The following is a 16658-nucleotide window of genomic DNA, read 5'->3' on the forward strand; positions in this document are numbered from 1 at the left end:
CGTGGAGGCTTGATCTTCAAACAACATCGTCGATCAGTATATGAGGCATCCCGCGACTGCACTGCTCGATACGTGCCTGAACCTTGTACACGTCACGCAGCATCCGCTCAGTAATGACTTCGCTGCTGGGGCCGCTGCCCTGTGTGGTCCCGCCAGCGATGACCAGCACCTGATCGGCAAATCGCAGCGCCTGGTTCAGGTCATGGATGGCGATGAACACGATGACCTGGCGTTGGCGGGCCAGCGTGCGCATGAAGTCCAGCACCTGCACCTGGCGGTGCATGTCGAGGGCGCTGGTGGGCTCGTCCATCAGCAGGATTTCCGGCTCGCGCACCAGCGTCTGTGCGATGGACACCAACTGCTGTTGCCCGCCACTGAGTTCACCCAGGTTGCGAAAGGACAGATCGCTGATGCCCAGCGCCGCGAGAATGTCGTCTACCAGGTGCAACTCGTCATCGCGCACGACCCACCCCGGCGTCAACTGCTTGCGTGCCAGCAACACGGATTCATAGACCGTCAACCGCGCACTGGCATTGAGCCCCTGCGGCATATAGCTGATGCCTGCCTGGCCTTTTTTCGAGTCCTGCAGAATGACCTGCCCGGGGCCGTCGATCAGCCCGGCCATGCGCTTGAACAGTGTGGATTTGCCGGCGGCGTTGGGGCCGACCACGGCAACCACCTGACCACCGAAAAACATGGTTGAAGATACATCGTTAATGATCTCGCGCTGACCGTAACGGGCGCCGAGATTGTCCAGTTGCAGCCTCACCATGAGTTTTTCTTCCCGCCAAGAATCAAAGATATGAAAAACGGCACGCCAATCAGCGAAGTGACCACGCCGATGGGAAAGATCGCGCCGGGGATCAGGGTTTTGCTGACCACGGAGCTGGCTGACAGAATCAGCGCGCCCGTCAGCAGCGAGGCCGGCAGGAAGAATCGCTGGTCTTCGCCAATCAGCATGCGGGCAATGTGAGGGCCGACCAGACCGATGAAGCCGATAGTGCCGACGAATGCCACGGGAAACGAGGCGAGCAGGCTGACCATGATCAGCGTCTGAAAGCGCAGGCTGCGCACGTTGATGCCGAAACTGGCGGCTTTGTCATCGCCAAGGCGCAGGGCGGTCAAGGCCCAGGCGCGTTTGGCAAAAATCGGCAGAGTGATCAGGATCACCACGCAGATTACCCCGAGTTTCGGCCAGGTAGCCTTGGTCAGGCTGCCCATGGTCCAGAACACCACCGCCGCCACGGCTTGCTCGGTGGCGAAGAACTGCACCAGGGCCAACAGTGCGTTGAAGGTGAACACCAGTGCGATGCCAAGCAGCACGATGGTTTCAGCCGTGACGCCGCGACGCATGCTCAGAAAATGAATCAGCAGCGCCGAAAGCATGGCCATGATGAACGCATTGAGCGGCACCATGAATTGCGCCGCCAGCGGAAACAGCGCAACACCGAAGGCCAACCCCAAGGCCGCGCCGAAACCGGCGGCTGCGGAAATGCCCAGTGTGAATGGACTGGCCAGCGGGTTGTTGAGGATGGTCTGCATCTGTGCACCTGCCAGCGACAACGCTGCACCAACGGCGACGGCCATCAGCGCCACCGGCAGGCGAATATCCCACATCACCACGCGTACCTGCGGCGAGGCGCTGTCCGGTGCAATCAGCGCACCGAGGACTTCGCTCAGGCTGTAACGCGCCGGCCCCAGCGCCAGGTCGAGCAACACACTGCACAACAACAGGAGCACCAGCGCCGCCAGGATCAGGCGTTTGCGCAGCACCAGGCGACGATAGGCCTCGCGCTGTACAACCACCGCGTCAGTCAACGAACTCATGGTTTGACCTCAGGCGAACGCAAGCTGACGAAGTAGCCGGACTCATAGGGCACCGGCAGAAAACGCTCATGCAGTTCGCGGAACGAGGCGTCCGGATCGAGATCGGCGAACAGGTCGGGGTGGAACCATTTCGCCAGTTGCTGGATGGCCACGAACTGATACGGACTGTTGTAGAACTGATGCCAGATGGCGTGAAAAGCCTGAGTGTCCTGAGCCTTGATGCCGGCGTAGGCCGGGCGCCGGGTGTACCAGGCGAGTTTTTTTCGCGCCTGATTCATGTCCGCGCCAGGCCCCACGCCAACCCAGTGCCCGCCTGGGGCAAACGCTTCCCAATTGGCACTGGTGACCACCACGTGGGCCGGGTTGGCGACGATCACTTGCTCGGGATTCAACTGGCCGAACGTGGTCGGGATGATGCGCCGGGCGATGTTGTTGCCGCCGGCCATCTCGACGAACAGACCGAAGTTCTCGTTGCCGAAACTCAGGCAGCAATCGTCGGTGTAACCGCCGATGCGCTCGATGAATACGTCGGGACGCGGCGGGTGCTGTTTTTCGATGACGTCGGTCACGCGGTGAATCTGCTGGTTGCGAAAGTCGATGAACGCTTGCGCGCGTTGTTCCTTGCCGAACAGTTGGCCGAACAGACGCATGGTCGGTTCGGTGTTCTGCATCGGGTTGTTGCGAAAGTCGACGTACACCACGGGAATGCCCAGCGCGTCGAGCTTTTCGATGTAGCGCGCATCTTCAGTGGCGTGCTGTGCCTCGATATTGAGGATGATCACGTCAGGGCGCTGCGAGATCGCCTGCTCGATGTCGAAGGTGCCGTCTTCAAAGCCGCCGAAGGTGGGGATTTTGGCGATCTGCGGGAATTTGCGCCGATAGGCGTTGTAGGTATCCGGGTCCGACTGGATCAGGTCCTTGCGCCAACCGACGATGCGCTCAATGGGATTTTGCGTGTCGAGAGCGGCGACCAGATACAACTGCCGTCCTTCGCCAAGAATCACGCGTCGGACCGGCAGGTGAACCTTGACCTTGCGCCCCAGCAAATCAGTCACCTCGGTACGCGCCGCGTCCACCTCGGCGGCGTGTACAGCGCGCGGTACCAGGGTAGACAGACCCAGCAGTCCTGCCAGTAGCAGCGCCGCCAGTGCGTAGCTGCGTCGATCAACAATCACCATGGTCAAAGCCTTTGCAATGTCAGATCGGCCAACGGCTTACGCCACCGCCCGGCTGAACGTTTCAGAAATCGACAGTTGCCGACAGTAATAAAGTGCGCGGTGAGCCCTGAGAGAACGCGCCGTAGGAGGCGACGCCCGACCAGTACTCGTGATCGAACACGTTTTGCACGGTGGCGCGAAACGTGGTCGGTCGGTCGTCGATGCGCGTGGTGTAGCGTGCGCCGACATCGAAGCGGGTCCAGTCATCGAGCTTCTGCGTGTTGGCTTGATTGACGTACTGGCTGCCGGTATGGATCGCTCCCCCGGTCAGCGTCAGGCCTTCGAGCCACGAGGTGTCCCATTCGGCCCACAGGTTGGCTTGTACTTCAGGGACGCCAACCGGTTTATTGCCGCGGTTGCCCGCCACCGACGTTTTGCTCAGTTGCGCATCGAGCAGGGTCACGCCACCGAGCAGTCGTGTGCCGGGGGCGACTTCACCGAACACGTTCAGCTCCAGGCCGCGATTGCGTTGTTCGCCCTGCACCGAAAACACCCCGCCAGCCAGTTCGCCGCTCGGTTTGGTGATCTGGAACAGCGAGAGTGTGGAAGTGAAGGTGCCGTAGTCGGCCTTGACCCCCAGTTCGTGCTGACGGGAAATGTAAGGGGCGAAGATCTCGCCGGCGTTCGAGGCGGTGGACGGCGCAATGTCGCCCTTGCTCAGGCCTTCGATGTAGTTGTAGTAGAAAGAAACGTGGTCCCAAGGCTTGATCACCGCGCCATAGAGCGGCGTGGCCCGGCCATCGTCGTAGGACGTGGTGACCACGCCGGCGGCGTTGTAATTGTCGGACTTGATGTTTTGCTGACGCACACCGAGGGTCACTTGCACCCGGTCATCGAGCACCGACAGCGTGTCAGCCAGTGCAACGCCGGTCAGTTCAGTCTCGGACACTTTCGGTGTGTCCGGTTTGGGGATGTAGGGTTGTGGCCGATCGACCGGGTGATAGATGTTCGACAGGATCGGCGCGCCGGAATTGATCCCGCGTGACAGCGCATCGTGATAACGGCTGACTTGCAGGGACGTGCGATGGCTGATCGGCCCGGTGTCGAATCGCAGACGTGCGCCGGCGTCGACGGTGTAGCGTTCGACTTCAAACTTGTAATAGCCGGGAATCGACGACGTATCGCCGGCGGCGTTGACGATGGTCGGTGTCTGGTCGGACATCCGCGCGACATCCGATTTGCCACCGCCCGCATGGGCGAACACCGTCAGTGCGTCGCTCAGGTCGTATTCGCCGATGAGCAGCGCGGATTGGTCACGGGTTCGCGACCAGCCCCATGCCTGGCTCACATTGACCCGGCCATTGGCCGCTGGGGGAATGTCCACGCCCGGGGCGATCAGAAAGGGCCGCGAGGCGGCGTCGAAGCGTTCCTCCTGATTGAGCCAGTCGAGGCCGGTGCGCAAACGCTCACCCTGGTAATCGAGGGACAGGGCGCCGATCTGGACTTTACGCGATTGATCATCGACGGCGGTGTCGCCCAGTTGCGTGCTGCCATTGAGGCGCACGCCGAAACGGCGTTCCTCGCCAAAGCGGCGACTGACGTCGAGGTGGCCACCGAGTTGCGAACTCATGCCGTAGCTGGCGGTGAACCGGGTCAGGTCGTCATCGAGGGAACGCTTGGGCACCACGTTGATCACGCCGCCGACCGCGTTGTTCGGCGACATGCCATAGAGCAGGGCACCGGGGCCTTTGACCAACTCGATGCGTTCGGCGTACTCGGTGAACACCCGGTAGTTGGGCGCTACGCCGTATACGCCGTCGAATGCCAGTTCACCCAGATTGCCTTCACCGACCGGAAAGCCACGGATGAAAAACGAATCGACGATACCCCCGGTCTGCCCCGTGGAGCGCACCGAAGAGTCGCGCTCAAGGACATCGCCAACGGTCACCGCCTGTTGATCCTTGATCAGAGTCGAGGTGTAGGTGCTGACGCTGAAAGGCGCGTCCATCACATCGGTATTGCCCAGGATCCCCAGGCGCCCGCCATTGGCCACCTGGCCACCGGCGTAAACCGGCGGCAAGGCGTCGCTGCGTTTGTCGGTACCGATGACTGCCGTTTCGTCCAGCATCAGCTGACGCTGTATCAGCGTGTAGCTGCCGTCGCTGCGCAGCACCATGTCCAGGCCACTGCCTTGCAGCAGGCGATCGACGGCTTGTCGGGGCGAAAACCTGCCGACCAGCGCAGGGCTGCTCAGACCTTCGGTCAACGATGGCTGGAACGACAGGGCTATGCCGGCGTCCACGGCAACACTCGACAGGGTCGCACCCAGCGGCCCCGCAGGAATGTCGTAGGCACGGATCGCAACAGCGTCCAGTTGCAGCGGCGCACCGGCCAGGACAAGCGGGCTGACGACTCCGGTCAGGACAAGGCTGAGCAACGCACTGCGAATAACGGGTTTGAGCGGGCGATCCGGACGCAGATGGCGTGCAGCAGGCATGAATGAGTGGACCTATGAACAGGGCGGTAGAGTTCTTCTCCCCAATAGCCAGTCGAGATCAAAAAAAGTATCACCGGTCAGGCGATTTTTTTTCGGTTCAGGCAGGGGAAAGCATGATCCAGAAACCATTCAGATGGCCGCTGACGAGGATCGGGTAGGTTTGCGCGAGCATGTTCAAGGTGCGCTGGCTGTCGCTGATGGGGTAGGCACCGGAAATGCGCAGGTCGGCAATCGCCGGATCCAGGCGCACGAACCCGCGGCGATAGCGTGTCAGTTCGCCGACGAAATCAGCCAGACGCATCTTGTCGGCCATCAGCATGCCTTGCGTCCAGGCGCCGACGTTGCGGTCGGCGGTGCTGACCTGTCCGAACGTGCGGGATGAAAAATCCGTACGTTGGCCGGCATTGATGATCAACGGTGTTCCCTGGCGGTTGTCGGCCAGTTCTACCTTTACGGCGCCTTCGAGCACGGCAAGGTGAGTGCGTGGTTGCAGTTCGCGAACCGTGAAGCGCGTGCCCAGCGCTTGCATTCGGCCCTGGCGGGTGCTGACCAGAAAGGGCCGCCGCGACGGTGAGTTGTCCGGCGCGGTCTGCACCAGTATTTCGCCTTCGCGCAGATGGATGTGGCGTTGACTGGCGTCGAACAGAACGTCGATGGCACTGTCGGTGTTGAGGGTGATTTTCGAACCGTCCGCCAGGGTCAGTTCGCGACGTTGACCGACAGCGGTGCGATAGTCCGCCGACCATTGTTGGGACTCTGCCAGTTTCCAACTGCCCCAGCCGGCGGGCAGAATCGCCAGGATCATCGCCAGTTTGCCCAGCGCGGCGCGGCGTTCCGGGCTGTTGGGGCGATCAAGCGCCGACATCGCCAGCGACGGGGGCAGCCCCCCGAGTTTGTTCTGCAACAGCTGCGCCCGCGCCCAGGCACGGCTGCGCTCGGGCGTGCTGGATTTCCAGTATTCCCATTCGGCTCGTTCAGCGTCACTGAGTTCACCTTCACTCAGGCGGATCAGCCAGTCGGCCGCTTCTTCAAGGGCCTGCTGAGCGGGGGGCGGCGTATTGCGTCGGGTGAGCACTCACTCCACCAGCAGCAGACATTGCACGAAGGCTTGCTTCATGTAGCGTTTGACGGTGATCAGCGAGACCCCCAGTTGTTCGGCGATGTCGTCGTATTTCAGGCCGCTGATCTGCGACAGCAGGAAGGCACGCTTGACCAGCGGCGGCAGCGCATCGAGCATCGCGTCGATTTCGTGCAGGGTCTCCAGCACCATGAAGCGCAATTCCGGCGAAGGCACCTCGGGTGCGGGCACATGGGCGAGGGCGTCCAGATAAGCGCGTTCCAGCGCTTTGCGCTGATACCAGTTGACCAGAATGCCCTTGGCGACGCAGCTGAGGTACGCGCGCGGTTGCTCGATGACGGTGACCTGCGACGCGAGGATACGGGTGAAGGTGTCCTGCGCCAGATCCGCCGCATCCATGGCGTTCCCCAGCTTTTTTCTCAGCGTCGCGTACAGCCAGCCGTGATGGCCGCTGTACAGGGCTTCGATCGCGCGCAGGTGATTGTCGTTATTCGCGGGAAGGGTTTGGCTCATGGCTGCAGATTTTCATGCAATTGAGAAGTATTCCCAATGCTAGTTTACAAACTGGCTATGACGCAAGCGCCGATTGGTGTCCTGTTCAGACTCATGGCCGTTGGCGCAGGGCGGCAATCATCACGTCGATTTCTGCCTCGGTGTTATACGCATGAAGGGACGCGCGACTGACTGCCAGCAAGTCTCGGTGTTGCATGTCGAGCAGGGTTGAACGAAAGGTCGAGGTTGAGACGTTGATGCGTTTCCCCTGAGCCGCCAACCATTGCTGTACCTGCAGCGCGCTGCTATCGCGATGAGTGAAGGTCACGATGCCGGATTTGACCGCGCCCAAGTCTCGCAGCGTGACGCCCGGAATGTCCGCCAGTCGCTGGCGCAGATATTGCGCCAGATGCTGAATCCGCAACCAGATTGGTTCGATACCTTGAGCCAGCGCATATTCCACCGCGGCCCCCAGGCCCAGCTTGGCGGCCACATTGCATTCCCAGTTTTCGAAACGCCGCGCGTCGGGGCGGATATTGAACGTATCAGCGGTTTGCAAAGACGCCGCATGCAGATCGAGAAACGCCGGTTCCAGGCTTTGACACAGCGCTCGTTCAACATACAGAAATCCCGCACCGCGCGGCCCGCGCAAGTATTTGCGGCTGGTGGCTGCGAGCATGTGACAACCGATTTTCTGCACATCGATCGGCATCTGCCCGACACCCTGGCAAGCATCCAGCAGAAACAGCACGCCGGCAGCGCGGGCGAGGGCGCCAATCTGTTCGATGGGTTGCACTGGCCCGCCGTTAGTGGCGATCACGGGCAGAGAGATCAGTGCAACCCGATCATCGTCGAGCATCTCCTTGAGGGCCGATAACGAGACCTGGCCGTGTTCGTCATTGGCAATGACGCGAATCTCGATGCCGCGCTGCTGCTTCAATTGCAGGTAAGGAATGTAATTGCCGGCGTATTCGGTGGTTGAGGTCAGCACCACATCACCGGGTTGCAACGGCAGCGAATAGAACGCCATGTCCCAGGCACGAGTGGCGTTTTCGATCACCGCGATTTCATCGGGTTGCGCGTTGATCAACCGCGCAATGGCGCCATAGACATTGTCCACTTCGGTTGACCGCGCTGCGGCCGCTTCATACCCGCCCAGGCTCGCTTCGAGCTGAATGTGGCGGGTCATGGTCTCGATGACCGGCGTGGGCATCAGCGCCGCGCCCGCATTGTTGAAGTGGATCAGTTGCGCGACGGCGGGTGTATCGGCACGCAGTTGTTCAATGTTCAAAGGCTACTCCTTGATCAGTCCCCGGGCGGGGCCGGACTCGGTTGCAGGACCGCAGGCCGGTAACGCAGCGCGACAATCGGGATCAGCGCCACCACGTAGGCCAGGCAAACGAAGAGATAGGTGTACTGCAAGCCGTAGACCTGACTGAGCAGACCACCGGCTGAAATCCCTGCAATGGAAGCAAATTGCGCCGTGCCCTGGGCAATTCCCAGTACGTGACCTTGCTGTGAGCTGTCAGCGGTTTTCGAGATCAGCGCCATCAACACCGGCGTCGTCGCGCCCAGCAATACGCCCCAGATGAAGTAGACAGTGACGAACATCACCGGATTGCGCGTGATGCCCGCCACGCCCGTCAGGGCGATGCAACCCAGTACGACGTAAGTCAGGCGATGCAGGGTTTCCTGTTGGCTGCGGTGTTCGAAATAACGCGACCAGGCCGTGGCTGACAGAATGAAACCCAGCGCCAGCAGGCCGTAGCACAAGCCGACCACCGAGTTGCTGACCTCGAACACCGAGCTGACATACAGCGAGAAGGAGGTCTGCGGCAGCATCCGCGCGAGCAACAGAATGCCCATCACACCGAGCAGCGGCAGCAGCGGCGAGCCTTGCCAGGGGCTGCCTGAACGGTCGGCAGGGATGGCCTTGTCGGTGACCGGGGTTTTCTTCACCGGCGGGACGTCCGGCAAGGTCACGGCGGCGATCACGGTGCACACCGCACACAGCGCCGAGGCGATGATGTTGATCCAGAAGAACGTCGCGTAATCAAGGATCAAGCCGCCGACCACGGCACCGAGCAACGAGCCGACGTTGGTCGAAATCTGCAGGATGGCAAACAGTCGAGCCCGCCGCGAAGGGGCTTCGATGCTCACGCCATAGGCCTGCGCCGGGGCGATGTAGCCGGCGAAAGCGCCTTGCAGGAAACGCAGGATCAGAATGACCCAGATGTCACTGAACAAGGCCAGCCCAAGTTGGGTCAACGACAAACCGGCGAGGGCACGGATCATCATCAACTTGTGGCCGTAACGGTCACCGATACGGCCCCAGAGTGCACTGGTCAGAATAATGCCCAGCATCGGCCCGACGTACACGGCAATGCTGGCGAAGCTGAAAAGCGACTCGGACGTCGTCAGCCCACGCAGGTGGACAGGCCAGAACGGCCCGCTCATTTCCATGGCGCCCATCGATACCAGCTGGATCGCAAATAGAAGATAAATCAGGATTCGTACGCTTGAACCCTGGATGACACCTGCATGGGACATGAGTCTGCCTCGGTTAAATGCTAGCGAGCGGGTTGGTCAGGGTGTGTTGCAAACGATAGTTGCTGTATTGCATCAAGTGCATGCGCAGCAACGAGCGGGTTGGCCATGGATCTTCGACGAACGCCTGGTGTTCGGCCTCCCACAACGTCGGCGAGACACGATCGCGCACAGCCTCGAAAGCCAGGTCGGTTTCCTCGCGCAATACTTGCCACAGCCGCGCATTGTTCAAGTCGTATTCCTTGGTCAGCCACAGCGCGATCTCGTGCAGATGCGTGAGGAACGCGGCATCGAGCACAAACATGCGCACCGGCTCGATATCCCCCGCGAACACCGTTGGCAGAATACCCGGCTGTACATGCGGTTGCAGGCTGTAACCCCGGCCTTCCAGCAATGGCGCGTACGTACGGCCATCACCGAAGTCGCGGATCAGCAGGCTGCGTGCCATGCCGTCGGGGGAGAACAGCACCATGGTGTTCTGTTGATGGGCTTCAAGGCCGATGCCATACATCAGGTAGATCGCCACCACCGGGTGGGTGACCACTTTGGCATATTCGCGGAACCAGTTTTCCACCTGGATCGCGCTGGCCCGCACGCCGTCACGTTCGATCAGATCAGTGAACAACGGACGACCGCTGCCCGGCAAACGGGTGAACAATGATGCCACGGTAATCGGCAGATAATCGTCGTTGCGCTCGAACGCAGGTTTGCTGGCGCGATAGACCACCGACAGATGGCGGCCCGGATGATCGTCTTGAGTGACCGCGTTCTTGTAGCGCACGCCGATTTCTTCCGGGAAGATTTCCAGTCGCTGGTCAAAGCCGTTTTCAGTTTCCAGAATCCGCGTAATCACCGTGCTGATGCGCGGCCCCATGTGAATCGACTTGGCTTGCAGGCTGCGCAGTTCGCTGGTCATCCACACGGCGATTGGCAGTTTGATCAGCGGTGCACAGTCGTCCAGCAGCGGCATCATGGTGCGATAGGACATGGTCGGCAGGGTGGTGATGTCCGGGCCGTCGGTGATCAGAATGCCTTCTTCGATTTCCGTCGCGAAGGTCTTCAGCACGTAGGCTTGCAAGTGCCAGCCGTGAATCGGCAACGGTAGCCACTGGCGCTCGTCCAGGCCTTTGCGGTTGAGCGAAGCTTTCCATTGTTCCCATTGCGCCGGGAAGTTGCTGGCGAACCAGTCGTGATAACTGGTCACGTGCGGCATGCTCTCGCTTTTGGCGTGGTCGGCACGCAACGAGGCGATACGCAACGGCACTTGCGCGTTGAACTCGGGCGACAGTTGTTCGACTTCCTCATCGCCAAGGCCAGGCCGGGCTTTCCATGTCGGGTAGTACGGATGACCTTCCAGCGAACCCCACTGATCAAGCAGGATCGCCGCATCTTTGGTTTTGGCGTGCTGGCGCAGGTAGTCAGTGAAGCTGTCGAGGCCCTGTTCCCGGGCGGCCTGTTGCAGCCGGGCATTCCAGTGCTGGCGATGCTGACGGGCGTGCGCGTCGTTGGTCAGGCTGTTTTCCATGTCTGACTTGAGCCCGGCCACACCTTCGTCGGTGGGCTCGAAGTCGAAACTGTCACGCAGCACATCGAGCATGTCCTGGTGACTGGTGATGATCTGGCGTACGCCTTCGTCGGTGACCAGCACCACGTCGCCGTCGTTGACCACAGTCTCGGCCGGGCCTTTGGCGATATCGGAAAAAGCCAGATGCGCGCGGCCGCCCTTGAGCGGGTAAGTGGCCTGGTTGCCCTCCACGGAGAAGCTCAGGGCCGAGCGGTCGAGAATGTTTTCTGCAAAAAGGCAGCGGATCAAGCGGCGCATGGCGTTTTTGCGCGAATAGGCGATCAGTGTCTTGAAGTCATCCATATCAGTGGTCTGCTCGTCGAAAAGTGAATAAAGAGATCACGCGGCGGCGTTTGTCATGCGTGGCCAGTGGCTCGGGAAGTAGTCGAGTGCCGAGTCGCGCAGGCCTTGCATGTAATCAACGCTCCACTGCAGGACTTCTTCGATATAGGGCACCTTGAGGTCGAAGCGCCTGGCCATTTCCACCAGTAGCACCAAGCCGTAGGCGACGTCTTCGTTGAAGGCACGGCTCTCGCGTTCGATCACATAGCCGGCGCGGTTGTCGGCAGCGGGCACCATCGGTGCGAGGATGTCGTTGTAAGCCTGATTGGTGCGCAGAATCGAGAGCATGCTGCTCGGGTCGCGGATCTGCTCGCCGTAGGCTTCGACGATTTCCTGTTTCAGCGATTTGACCGAGGACAGGTCAATGCCCATGCGCTGGCTGATGACTGCGCACAGGTCCTGGCTTTCCTGATCCATGCGTTCGAGGAAATAGGCGCCCAGTTCCGGGCACTCGGTCCACCAGCACATGCGCTGCGGGAAAATCTTGCGGTGCCATTGGCCGTAGGGACCGATCAACCCATAGATCACCGAGCTGTGCATGATCGGGTTGCCCGGCGTCAGGGTGATTTCCAGATAGTTTTCCAGCAGCGTCACGCAGGGGCCGTACAGCCGGGTGAGTATTTTCTCCAACTGACGTCGGGCGGTTTGCGGCTCCCGGGCATGGGTGGCCACATACAGTTGGCTTTTGCCGCCGCCCATTTTGATCGACCGCCCCGGCGTCAGCTCGAACGCGGTGTGCGGCACATCCTTCATGCCCCAGATCACCAGGTTGGGGCGGTCGGGCAGGGTGGCTTCGGCCAGCCAGTCGAAACCGCAAAAGCCCGGAATCGCACCGATGTACACCGGTTTGCTGGCATTCAGATGCGGTGCAATATCCCTGAGGGTTTGCGGTCGGGCATGGGCTGGCACGGTGATGATGACGATGTCGGCATCTTCAACGGCGATCCTTGCATCGGTGGTCACCCGATCCAGTCGGGCCTGCAGTGTCGAACCGTCGGGCAACAGCGCCTGCATCGGCGTCTGACGGGCGTGTTGTTCGATGATTTCCAGATTGCTGGTGAGCATCGAAACCTGAACATCGGGCAGCTGCTTGAACAGGATGGCGTTGAGATGGCCGGTCCTGCCGCCACCACAAATGGCGACTTTCAACAGATTCATCGTGAGGCGTTCCTGTGTGTAGGGAGGGTCATGCGACGCTCAGTTGCAGGGGTGCGGAAGCAGATTCCAGCCATTGTGTCTTGCCCAGCCAGATGTCCAGTTGGGGGGCGATGCCCGGATCAATCAGATCGCGCTCCTGCAGCCATTTGTCGTCGAACACCGTGTGCAGGTACTTCTCACCGCCATCGGCAATCGGTACGACGACGTTGCCGGTCAGCACGCCTTTGTGGATCAGTTCCAGTGCCTTGAAAATCGCCCCTCCGGTTGAGCCGCCGACCAGCAGGGCGAAGTTGCGCGCGATGTAGCGAGCGGTTTCGAACGCCTGAGAATCGGTGACTTGCACACCCAGATCGATGCAGCTGTAGTCGAGCACCAGACCCACGGTGTCGCCGGCTGGCGTACCGGTGCCCGATTGATAGTAGGGATAGCCGGGATGGCCGAAGACGATCGATCCGGCCGGTTCCACCGCGACGGTAACGGTGTCCGGGTTGTGCACTTTCAAACCGCGAGCGATGCCGGTCATCGAACCGCCGGTACCGACACAACCGACGTAGGCGCCGATAACGCCTTCGGCCTGGCCAATGGTTTCGCGCACAAAATCACTGTAGCCACCTGCATTGGCCGCGTTGTCGGACTGGTTCATGAACACCGCACCGGGGATCTCGGCCGCCAGTTCGGCTGCCATTTGCTGGCGCTCGACCACCGCGACTTCATCTTCGCGATAGGTACCTTTGACGAAACGAATGTCGGCACCCAACGCTTTCATTACGGCGATCTTGTCCTGGGCGGCGTGATGATCAACCACCGCGATGAAATGCAAACCGAACTCCACCGCAGCCATGGCCAGCCCGATACCGGTGTTGCCTGAGGACGATTCGACAACCACGCCACCCGGTTTCAGCCGGCCGGACTTCAGCGCGGCCAACACCATGTTGCGCGCCATCCGGTCTTTGATACTGCCGCCGGGATTGTTCTTTTCAATCTTGAGTAACAAGCGCGCATCGGTGTCGGGAATATCGATGCCCAACATTGGCGTATTGCCAATAAGATCCGAGACTTTATTCAATATCATTTCAATGATTCCCTTTAGTAGTCAGGTGAAAACCTATAGTTACCTTCCGTACAACAGGTCGCCGTCAGCCGCCGGGGCAGGGGATGGCGATGAAACTCGTTCTCCAGCAAGTCCATTTGATAACCGGCGGTATTGACGTAAATCAGCAAGTCACCGGGCTGTGGTGCAGTCGCAAAGTTAATCAGGCGATGAGTAATCACATCGTCGTCCAGGCAGCTGTGGCCTGCGATATACGCTTGAGTCGGAATACGCGGCGAATCTTGCGAACTGATCAATATTGGATCAATCAGGTATTCGGAGGCGAACCAGGTTTCACATGCGCTGAAACTACTGCCTTCAACAAAAATAACGCTTTTGCTGTCCGCGAGTTGCTTTATACGGGTGACCCTGAATACTGAAATCGCCGCTTGATCGACAAGACTTCGACCGGGTTCCAGGGCCAGGGTTATGTTTTGCTGCTTCAAATAGCTGGCGATGGACACCCCCGGCGAATGTTCGGCGCCGAGCAATAAGTCGAGCCATTGTGATGCTGTCAGTTCGCCGCCGTACGGGTAATAAGCCTCGGGAACTTTGTGGTTGTAATAATGGCTCGGCTTATTATCGTGTTCGAGAAAATGCGCATAACTTTGCGGCTCGACATAACGTATCGGCAAGCCGCCACCGATATCGATCATCCGCGGACTCAAGCCCATTTCCCGAGCGGCTTCGATGAATCCGCTGACCTCACGTAACGCTTGTGCGCGGGACTCGAATCCATAGCCGCCCAGGTGAAAATGAACCCCTTCGAAATGGAAAATATCCGTGCGTCTGGTCAGCCTCTGAAGCGCTTCGAGCATGCCGTCCGAGCCCATCCCGAAGCGGCTCTTAAGACTGTTTTTCGGTCTGTAACGCAGTAAAACCCTGGCTTTTCCGGGGGGGGATTGCGCGTCGATCACGCGTTGCAAGTGATCGAACTCTTCCAGCGAGTCGACGCAAATCAGTGAACCTGCAGTGATCAACGCCTGATGAAACACCGCGGTCTTGGCCGGGCCTGTGGCACATATTTTTGCCCCGGGCGTACCGGATCGTAACGCCGCTTGCAGTTCATGGATGCTCGATACATCGACGCCGATAGCCGAGCTGACTGCCGCACCCAACAGGCTGTGTGACTTGTTGGCCTTGGCACCGTAGAAAATTTCGCCCGGCAGATGGTGCTGATTCAACACGGTCAGCAAGGCCTGTGCATTTAATTCAAAGGCATGGGGCCAAACCAGATTCAAGGGTGATCCGTGTTGTTTGACAAGTTCAACAAGTGTGTCCGGGAAATTATTGATAAATGTAGAAATTATCGGGTCGATCAGCGGTTTTAACATGCAGGGTTGATGAACTTTTGCTGCTTGTTCGTCGGCACGTGAATTTGTCGTAGGCATAGTTAACCCTTGGCGTCGAAAACAGTTTCGCCATTGATGTTCTCGACAACTGATCGTTATCGACGGATGCAGTATTTTTTTGCTCGCTAGAAACGAGGGTTTAAACAACTCGGCGGCGGATGCCAGGCAATGTCTGAAGTTGGATAGGTGGCACTTATCGTAATAAATGGTTCACAAAGCAGTGGCATGAGAACCCCGTTTCATAATGGTTTGTACGAATGTTCCGATTGACCCTTAGTTGATGGTCAATCCCCTGTGCATGACCCGTGACTGGCATTCAAATGACATCACTGACATGTATTTCCCGAAGTGCTGATTGCGTGCTTTGAAGCGAGGATAGTTCCTCTTGGTGGCGTGAACCATATTGCGAACACGAACGATTATCAAGTAAGGTTTTCAAATATTTTTGAATAAAGACCTGTGAACGGCGAATCAATGAACGTGTATTTACACGCTCAAGGACGCGTTCGCCCCGAGATAAAAAACGCCTCAATACCTTGATCAACAAGGCTTTGGAGATTGTTTAGCGAAGGCCCGCAAAGGCACGCCAATGGGCTGCCTGAGGCGCCGGAAATGTTTCAGAAATCACGACGGGTTCACGTCTAGGAGCTATGCCATGCAATCCGAACGATTCAGCAGCAAAACCCCACTCGCGATCAGCTACCTGTTTGTGCCGGGCAACCGGCCCGAGCGGTTTTCCAAAGCCGTGGAGGCAGGGCCCGATGCGATCATTCTCGATCTCGAAGACGCCGTGCACCCGGACAGCAAAGCGGCTGCCCGCTCGGGTATCCGGGCGTGGCAGGAGAGCACGCCGAAGGTTGCCTGCGAGCGTTACATCCGCCTCAACAGCGTCAGCAGCCCACTGTTGCGCCAGGACCTGGCCTGGCTCGACGAGTTGCGCTATCCCGAGCGATGCGACGGTATTTTCCTGCCCAAGGCCGAATGCCCAGAGGCCCTGGCGCCGGTGGTCGAGCGCCTGCTCGAGTGGCAACCGGCACTGAAAATCATCGCCATCATCGAAACCGCCAAGGGGTTGCAGCAGGTCGAGTCGATTGCGGCGATTGCGGGGGTGACGCGGCTGGCTTTCGGCTCGCTGGATTTCTCGCTCGATATCGACTGCAGTCAGACCCCCGAGGCGTTTCTGTTCGCCCGTAACCGCATCGTGCTGGCTTCGCGCACGGCAGATCTGCCGGCGCCGATCGATGGGGTCACACCGGCGATCAATGATTTGGCGGTCGTCACCAAGGATTCGCACTACGCACGTTCGCTGGGGTTCGGCGCCAAGCTGTGTATCCATCCCGCGCAGCTGGATTCGGTGCAGCGCGCCTTCCTGCCGGATTCGCACCAACTGGCCTGGGCTGACCGGGTGATGAGAGCCGTGGCCACCGGCAGTCATGCGGTGCAGGTGGACGGTGAAATGGTCGATTTGCCGCTGATCGAACACGCTCAGCGCCTGCTCGATCTGGCCCGTCAGCACGCGCCTGTTGTCCGCGCCGATGCTTGCTGAAGCGCGGC

At 59.6% G+C, this 16658-nt stretch carries 13 protein-coding genes; 1 reads left to right on the forward strand and 12 read right to left on the reverse strand.

Features of this window, described 5'->3' with window-relative positions; translation table 11 throughout:
* Positions 1 to 16: 16 nt before the first annotated feature.
* The 12 genes from NN484_RS21515 to NN484_RS21570 form a co-directional block, all read right to left on the reverse strand.
* Positions 17 to 772, reverse strand: coding sequence for an ABC transporter ATP-binding protein (locus NN484_RS21515; RefSeq protein ID WP_127647429.1), 756 nt, complete (start codon positions 770 to 772; stop codon positions 17 to 19).
* Positions 766 to 1827 (reverse strand): FecCD family ABC transporter permease, encoded by a 1062-nt coding sequence (locus NN484_RS21520; RefSeq protein WP_127647427.1) that lies wholly within the window; start codon positions 1825 to 1827, stop codon positions 766 to 768. The genes NN484_RS21515 and NN484_RS21520 overlap by 7 nt, the downstream gene beginning before the upstream one ends.
* Complete coding sequence (locus tag NN484_RS21525; RefSeq protein ID WP_127647425.1) at positions 1824 to 3005, reverse strand: ABC transporter substrate-binding protein; 1182 nt, start codon at positions 3003 to 3005, stop codon at positions 1824 to 1826. Before NN484_RS21525 ends, NN484_RS21520 begins: the two co-directional genes overlap by 4 nt.
* Before the next feature lie 61 nt (positions 3006 to 3066).
* Positions 3067 to 5481, reverse strand: a complete 2415-nt coding sequence (locus NN484_RS21530; protein WP_274657832.1) for a TonB-dependent receptor — start codon at positions 5479 to 5481, stop codon at positions 3067 to 3069.
* A 97-nt stretch (positions 5482 to 5578) separates the two neighbouring features.
* Complete coding sequence (locus NN484_RS21535) at positions 5579 to 6556, reverse strand: FecR domain-containing protein (RefSeq protein WP_274657833.1); 978 nt, start codon at positions 6554 to 6556, stop codon at positions 5579 to 5581.
* On the reverse strand, positions 6557 to 7072 hold the full coding sequence (locus NN484_RS21540; protein ID WP_215500102.1) for a sigma-70 family RNA polymerase sigma factor: 516 nt from the start codon (positions 7070 to 7072) through the stop codon (positions 6557 to 6559).
* A 91-nt stretch (positions 7073 to 7163) separates the two neighbouring features.
* Entirely contained in the window at positions 7164 to 8342 is a 1179-nt protein-coding gene (locus tag NN484_RS21545; RefSeq protein ID WP_274657834.1) for an aminotransferase class V-fold PLP-dependent enzyme, read from the reverse strand.
* Between the two features lie 14 nt (positions 8343 to 8356).
* Positions 8357 to 9601: an MFS transporter gene (locus tag NN484_RS21550; protein WP_274657835.1), complete on the reverse strand. Its 1245-nt coding sequence runs from the start codon at positions 9599 to 9601 to the stop codon at positions 8357 to 8359.
* A 13-nt stretch (positions 9602 to 9614) separates the two neighbouring features.
* Positions 9615 to 11465 (reverse strand): IucA/IucC family protein, encoded by a 1851-nt coding sequence (locus NN484_RS21555; protein WP_274657836.1) that lies wholly within the window; start codon positions 11463 to 11465, stop codon positions 9615 to 9617.
* A 36-nt stretch (positions 11466 to 11501) separates the two neighbouring features.
* Positions 11502 to 12662 carry an NAD/NADP-dependent octopine/nopaline dehydrogenase family protein gene (locus NN484_RS21560; protein ID WP_215500106.1) on the reverse strand — a complete coding sequence of 387 codons (1161 nt, stop codon included), beginning with the start codon at positions 12660 to 12662 and terminating at the stop codon, positions 11502 to 11504.
* A gap of 28 nt (positions 12663 to 12690) precedes the next feature.
* A complete protein-coding gene (locus NN484_RS21565; RefSeq protein ID WP_215500107.1) occupies positions 12691 to 13734 on the reverse strand; it encodes a PLP-dependent cysteine synthase family protein in 1044 nt (347 codons plus the stop codon).
* Between the two features lie 14 nt (positions 13735 to 13748).
* Positions 13749 to 15143, reverse strand: a complete 1395-nt coding sequence (locus NN484_RS21570) for a Y4yA family PLP-dependent enzyme (RefSeq protein ID WP_252191448.1) — start codon at positions 15141 to 15143, stop codon at positions 13749 to 13751.
* A gap of 616 nt (positions 15144 to 15759) precedes the next feature.
* Between NN484_RS21570 and NN484_RS21575 the strand changes: the two genes are divergently transcribed.
* Complete coding sequence (locus NN484_RS21575) at positions 15760 to 16650, forward strand: HpcH/HpaI aldolase/citrate lyase family protein (protein ID WP_274657837.1); 891 nt, start codon at positions 15760 to 15762, stop codon at positions 16648 to 16650.
* Positions 16651 to 16658 lie beyond the last annotated feature (8 nt).

The organism is Pseudomonas serboccidentalis (assembly GCF_028830055.1).
Taxonomy (GTDB): Bacteria; Pseudomonadota; Gammaproteobacteria; order Pseudomonadales; family Pseudomonadaceae; genus Aquipseudomonas; species Aquipseudomonas serboccidentalis.